6 protein-coding genes are annotated in these 6,180 nt (G+C 40.9%); 4 read left to right on the top strand and 2 right to left on the bottom strand.

Annotated elements, in window-relative coordinates:
- Window positions 1–373: 373 nt before the first annotated feature.
- Window positions 374–883, top strand: a complete 510-nt coding sequence (locus tag AAEY98_RS12910; RefSeq protein ID WP_162023965.1) for a peptidylprolyl isomerase — start codon at window positions 374–376, stop codon at window positions 881–883.
- A 172-nt stretch (window positions 884–1,055) separates the two neighbouring features.
- Here AAEY98_RS12910 and AAEY98_RS12905 read toward each other — a convergent pair whose 3' ends face one another.
- Window positions 1,056–2,264, bottom strand: a complete 1,209-nt coding sequence (locus tag AAEY98_RS12905) for a porin (protein WP_101085069.1) — start codon at window positions 2,262–2,264, stop codon at window positions 1,056–1,058.
- A gap of 369 nt (window positions 2,265–2,633) precedes the next feature.
- On the opposite strand from AAEY98_RS12905, the gene AAEY98_RS12900 reads away from it, so the two are divergent.
- Window positions 2,634–4,106 carry an MBL fold metallo-hydrolase RNA specificity domain-containing protein gene (locus AAEY98_RS12900; protein ID WP_351017411.1) on the top strand — a complete coding sequence of 491 codons (1,473 nt, stop codon included), beginning with the start codon at window positions 2,634–2,636 and terminating at the stop codon, window positions 4,104–4,106.
- 45 nt (window positions 4,107–4,151) lie between these two features.
- Here AAEY98_RS12900 and AAEY98_RS12895 read toward each other — a convergent pair whose 3' ends face one another.
- The gene (locus tag AAEY98_RS12895) at window positions 4,152–4,487 is read right to left on the bottom strand and encodes a winged helix-turn-helix transcriptional regulator (protein ID WP_011639018.1); all 336 of its coding nucleotides are present in this window, start codon (window positions 4,485–4,487) and stop codon (window positions 4,152–4,154) included.
- Between the two features lie 105 nt (window positions 4,488–4,592).
- Between AAEY98_RS12895 and AAEY98_RS12890 the strand changes: the two genes are divergently transcribed.
- Together AAEY98_RS12890 and AAEY98_RS12885 are read left to right on the top strand one after the other, a co-directional pair.
- Window positions 4,593–5,360, top strand: coding sequence for an SDR family NAD(P)-dependent oxidoreductase (locus tag AAEY98_RS12890; protein WP_350979862.1), 768 nt, complete (start codon window positions 4,593–4,595; stop codon window positions 5,358–5,360).
- Window positions 5,361–5,568: 208 nt separating this feature from the next.
- Window positions 5,569–6,093 carry a DUF3087 domain-containing protein gene (locus AAEY98_RS12885; RefSeq protein WP_162023961.1) on the top strand — a complete coding sequence of 175 codons (525 nt, stop codon included), beginning with the start codon at window positions 5,569–5,571 and terminating at the stop codon, window positions 6,091–6,093.
- The last annotated feature ends 87 nt before the right edge of the window (window positions 6,094–6,180 follow it).

Below are 6,180 nucleotides of genomic sequence, written 5' to 3'. Positions count from 1 at the left end.
TTATTTAATCAACCAGCGCAATAAACTTGAACGTTTACATTCAAGTCAGTTTGCACCCGGTTATCTATGCCGTTAACCATTCGCACTGGGGTTAGGGCTATGACAAAATCCGCGATGGATTTATTTAATCAACCAGCGCAATAAACTTGAACGTTTACATTCAAGTCAGTTTGCACCCGGTTATCTATGCCGTTAATCATTCGCACTGGGGTTAGGGCTATGACACGCACCGCGATGGATTTATTTAATCAACCAGCGCAATAAGTGGAAAGTGTTTAAAGGATAGAATTTCATTCAACAATAAGCGCGATAGCCGCCTACGGTTCTATATAATATAATGGCGGCTATTCTCATTTTTGGAACATGGCTGTATATGATTATCTTTAGCACCAACCTTGGCGATTTTACCGTAGAGCTTGAAATGGAACGTGCGCCGGTTTCTTCAAAAAACTTTTTAAAATACTGCCAAGACGGTTTTTATGACGGCACTATTTTTCATCGGGTTATTAAAGGTTTTATGGTGCAGGGCGGTGGCTTAACCGCCAAAATGAAAGAAAAACCTACTCGTGACCCTATTGCCAATGAAGCCAATAAAGGTTTGAACAACGTGTTGGGTACTTTGGCGATGGCTCGAACAGATTCGCCGCATTCAGCTACTGGGCAATTTTTTATTAATGTCGCCGACAATGATTTTCTAGACCACGCAGCAATGACCAATGCGGGTTGGGGTTATGCGGTGTTTGCCAAAGTGACCGCCGGTATGGATGTTATTCAGCAAATGGAGCGAGTTAAAACAACGACGATGGCAGGCCATGAAGATGTACCGCGTGAGCCGATTATTGTTGAGAAAGTGACCATTGTTGACGAGAAACCTGTTGCTTAAATATGCTGTGCTATTTACACACTCGCTATTAAACATTAGCGAGTAAGTAATAGCTATTAAGCACTTACTATTAAGCACTTACTATTAAGAACTAGCTTAAAACAACGCAATAAAAAAGGTTCGACATCACTGTCGAACCTTTTTTGATCTGTGTTAAACCACAGTAGTCACATTAAAGTGTGAAACGAATACCAATGGCAATGCCGTCATCTTCAGACAGTTCCATTCTGGCTTGTTGTGCTTTGTCTGCACTGGTGAAATCGCTGTAATCACGGCGAGCTTCAACATATAAAACAGTATCTGGGTCAAATACATAATGTAAACCTACTACGAAAAACTGACGTTTAAAAACGTCATCTTGATCGGCATTGTAGTTAGGTTGGATCACGTAGTTAGATCCAGCATCAAGAATGTTGTACGAAATAAAAGTACGAATGTTGTTATCGAACTTGTACGAGAACAATGATTCAATACCCACAGCGTCGTTAATTAAACGACCGATATTGTCGGTGTCATGATTTTCGTTTTTGTTTACGTTGGCAGCAGCATAAAAACCATTCTGCTCAAAGTTGCCCCAAGTGATACCCATGCCGTAAATAAGATCAACAGCAGTGGATGTTCCACCGTTACCAAAGGTCACATCAAACTCACCACGGTTAACACCGGCAGTTAGCACTAGCTTATCAGTGGCTTGGTAAGTGACAGCACCACCATAGGTATAGTTATACTCAACTTGCTGTGCCGACGTTGAACTTGCTGCCCATAACTCTTCACAGGCATCTTGAGTGATATTTTCTACATCACAAGTATAGAAAGCACTGTTTTTAAGTTGGGCTTGCACGGCAAAACTTACGTCGCCAAAGCTGTTACGATATTGAACTGTTTTGTCACCACGACCGACACCATTTACCGCGCCGTCATCTTTGTTGTAAGTGTAAACACCCGCAGTGTTTCCGTCCCATACAAAGCCATAGTTTGTGCTGTACACCACGTCATACCAAGCACCCCATTGCTTGCCAATTGTGATGCTACCGTATTTGTCATGTGATAAACCGGCATAACCAAGACGATTATAGAAAAACTCGTCTTGAATTGATTCAAAGCGATTATTGTAAACAATATCTGTGCTACCTACTGGATTTACACCCCATTCAAGCAAGGCGTAAGCTTTCCAGTCATTTTGTAGTTGACGACTAAAACCAAAATTAATCCGTGAAGCACCGTTAACAACTTCTGTTTCACCTTGAGTATTGATCACGCGCGCATCGATAAAGCCGCCAATTTTAACCGCATTAACATCATCTTTATAAACTTCGATTGCTGACGCTGCAGGTGCAATAAGAATTGTTGAAATTAATGCTGCAATTAATGTTCTGTTCATTTTAATCTCTTGTCTTGTTGTTTGAGTAAGCACAGCTTAGTCCGTTAATATATCTTTCCATTGAGGCGACGGAGAATATCAAACCTATGAGTGACTCACAAAGTGAAATGTGCTCAAAAAAGGCGATATATCTCATAAAATTCGTTGTTCAATGACTTAGTAAAATCGAGTGTTAATACTGAGTTGTACCGCAGTTAATAATTGTAAGTAAATGTTACTTGGTGGTTACTTATGCACTTAATGTGGTTTTTTATTTGCCTTTGAAATAGCGTGTTTTTTGAGCGTTTACTTGATGTAGATCGCGACTTTATTTTACCAATGGCATACGCTTAATTTAGCACTGTTATCGATTTTATCGGGGGCGACATTATGGACATGACTTTACAGTTTCACGGCGCAACTCAAGAGGTCACTGGATCTTGCCATTTACTCACAGTCAAAGGGCAGCAAGTGCTGCTTGATTGTGGATTAATTCAAGGGAGTAAAGCTGACGCGTTACGTAATCACGATCCTTTTCCATTCGACGCCACACAAATCCATGCAGTGGTATTAAGCCATGCCCATATTGATCATTCCGGCCGTTTGCCTTATTTGATTAATCAGGGGTTTACTGGACCCATTTATACTCAAAAAGCCACCGCACAGTTATGTGATGTCATGTTGCGTGATGCAGCCATGCTGCAAGAAAGAGATACCGACAGGCAAAATAAAAAACGTGCAAAACATGATTTAGAACTGCTTGAACCGCTATTTACCGAGAAAGATGTCGATCAAGTAATGGCGCAGTTTGTGATGGTAGATTATGGCCAGCGAGTGCAGGTTGCCGATGGGGTAGAGGTTTGCTTGTCCGATGCGGGACATATTCTGGGTTCTGCGGTGGTGGAGTTGTGGTTAGGCGATAAACCGGAACAGAAAAAACTGGTTTTTAGTGGTGATTTAGGTCGTGCAGGTATGCCCGTTTTGGATGATCCAACGTTTATTGAACAAGCTGATTTAGTGCTAATGGAAAGTACTTACGGTGATAGATTACACCGCAGTTGGCAAGATACCTTGGTTGAACTGAAATCAATTTTCAAACGAACTATTCATGAAAGTAGGGGGAATATTTTGATCCCGGCATTTTCAGTGGGACGTGCTCAAGAGCTTCTTTATCTATTTCATTTATATGCTAAAGAGTGGGACTTATCACGTTGGCGTATTTGTTTAGACAGCCCAATGGCGATAAAAGCAACCGAGGTATATGTTAACAATTATCCGTTGATGGACGATGACTTTAAGCGTTTTACCCGCTTATCGCCAGGCAAACATCCGTTGTTATCCAGTGCTGAATTTGTGTGTAGCACTGAAGAGTCGATAGAGCTGAACGATATTCATCAAGGATTAATCATTATTGCTGGTAGTGGTATGTGTAATGGCGGCCGAATTCGCAATCATTTTGTGCATAACCTATGGCGTAAAGAAGCCGATATTATTATTTGTGGTTTTCAGGCAATGGGAACGCCAGGACGAATATTAGTCGACGGCGCTGAAGAGCTGACGATTCATGGACAAAGTATTAAAGTGGCTGCCAGTATTCATACTGTCGGTGGGTTATCAGCCCATGCTGACCAAGCCGAGTTATTGTCTTGGTATCGCCATTTTGAGCAATCACCCGCGGTAATATTGGTGCATGGTGAGCTAGAAGCACAGCAAGTATTGATTGAAGCGCTTAATCAAGACAGTGCCAATAAACCGAAAAATAGTGCGATTGCCCAACGAGGAGATTGCCTAGACTTAAACGCATTACCTGAGTTTGTGTGGTTGAATACGGCGAGTGGATCTAATGAGCCATCAGCAACTTAATTTGAGTGAATGTGTTATGAGCTGAACGATTGCTTAGCCTGCGGGCTAAGCATCAATTTCGTGTTGCAGCTTTTCAATATCATCTAATATGCGCATAAATTTTTGCCCAAATTCGGTCACTTGGTATTCTACTCTCGGTGGAATTTCAGGGTAATTAATTTTATTCAAAATGCCAAATTCGATGTTTTTTTTCAAACATTGATTGAGCACTTTGGTGCTGAGCCCTTCAACTGATTTTACCATTTCACCGGGACGGTTAATGTTATTGGCTAATAGCTGATACACAGTTAATGACCATTTACAGCCGTAAATGGTTTCGACCATACGGGCACTTTTTTCTGGGGCAGACTTTCGCAGAAATAATTTTTCTTTTGTATTCATTAATATGTACCTAAAAGTACCTATAGGACTTAATTGTACTTACTATTCAATTGGATAGTTTGCCAATAAGCTTAACACACTTACTCTTTTATTAGGTGTGCTCAAATGACGAATTCAACTCAAACAACAGCGCTGATTATTGGCGGCACAAGCGGTATCGGTTTTGAAACCGCCAAGCAACTCGTGTCGCAAGGTGTTGATACCATTATCGTTGGCAATAAAACCGATAAACTCAATGCTGCAGTGGCGCAACTGTCTTCGTTGGGGAGTGTCAGTGGGTTTCAAGCCAATTTATATGACCCGCAAGATCTCAGCCGTTTGATCAATATGATCAATTCCATGGATCATAAAATCGATCATTTAGTGAATGCTGCAGGCTATTTTAATCCTAAGCCGTTTTTAGATCATCAAATGAGTGATTACGATATTTACATGGAGCTTAACAAAGCCATTTTTGTGATTTCACAAGCGGTAGCCAGAAACATGATTAAACATCATGGCGGTAGCATAGTGAACATTGGTTCTATGTGGGCTAAACAAGCCATTAAAGCCACACCGTCAAGCGCATATTCTATGGCCAAAGCAGGATTACATGCGTTAACTCAGCACATGGCAATGGAACTAGCGGATCATAATATTCGTGTTAATGCGGTATCGCCAGCTGTTGTTAGCACGCCAATTTATCAAGCTTTTATCGAACCGCAAGATATGGCTAGTGTGCTCGACAGTTTCAATCCATTCCATCCCATTGGCCGAGTAGGTAGTCCGACCGATGTAGCAAATAGCATAGTATTTTTGTTATCAGATAAAGCCGCTTGGGTGACTGGCGCGGTATGGGATGTAGATGGTGGCGTGATGGCTGGCCGTAACTAACATTTTGCTTACAATAGAGCATTGCCTATTTGAAATATGAATGTTTGGGGGGCGATCTTGGTCGCTCCTTGTTACTCGCTAACTTACATCCAATAACATTACATCCGATAACTTTAGATTAAATCACACTTAATAAGCGTTAATATTTCATTCTATAAATCGCTCTAACACGTTAAGCTATAGATAAATAAGTGATGTGAGCGGCGTGATGAAGTTAGTTAACATTAATAAAAGCCAGTATCGTTCGGTTAATAATCAAGTGCAGATAGGTTTAGTGGCAACGCTGGCTATTTTGTCAGTAATATTGGGTCAGTTGATGATCTATTTTTTTGGCGTTAAGCCATTACCCGGTGCAGAGGCTACTGGCAATTTTCATCTTAATTTTACTGGGGTGATTTTGGCGTTAATGGTGTGCGTATTTTTAATACGTAACCTGCGTTCAAAACCGAAATTTTATGAAGTGTATTATGTGTGGCAACTGAAACAGTTGCAGAACAAAATTTACCGCAAGCTTAAATCGATTCAACTAGCCGCCAAAGACAATAACCGTGATGCATTAGTCATCCTCAGTTTTTATTATCAAAGCTTAGCGCTAGTGTATGAGTTAGATAACAACACCTTAACTATTTCAAACGTCAATAATGAGTTAGATAAACTACAGAAATGCATTGATGCGGCTGGTATTTCTGTTGATGCTGATGAGTTTACTCCCGACATGCTACAAGCCTTTTAGACCATCATCTGTTGATAACTTTTTTGCTAGCGTTATAGCGTGGTTTTCAGCGGATGCCATCAATTCTTACCTTAAATAAGGAGCCAT

It is taken from the genome of Shewanella sp. AC91-MNA-CIBAN-0169 (genome assembly GCF_040310165.1).
In the GTDB taxonomy this organism is placed as follows: Bacteria; Pseudomonadota; Gammaproteobacteria; order Enterobacterales; family Shewanellaceae; genus Shewanella.
Note: the sequence above shows the minus strand (reverse complement) of the source record. Positions and strands in the feature narration are given on the sequence as shown.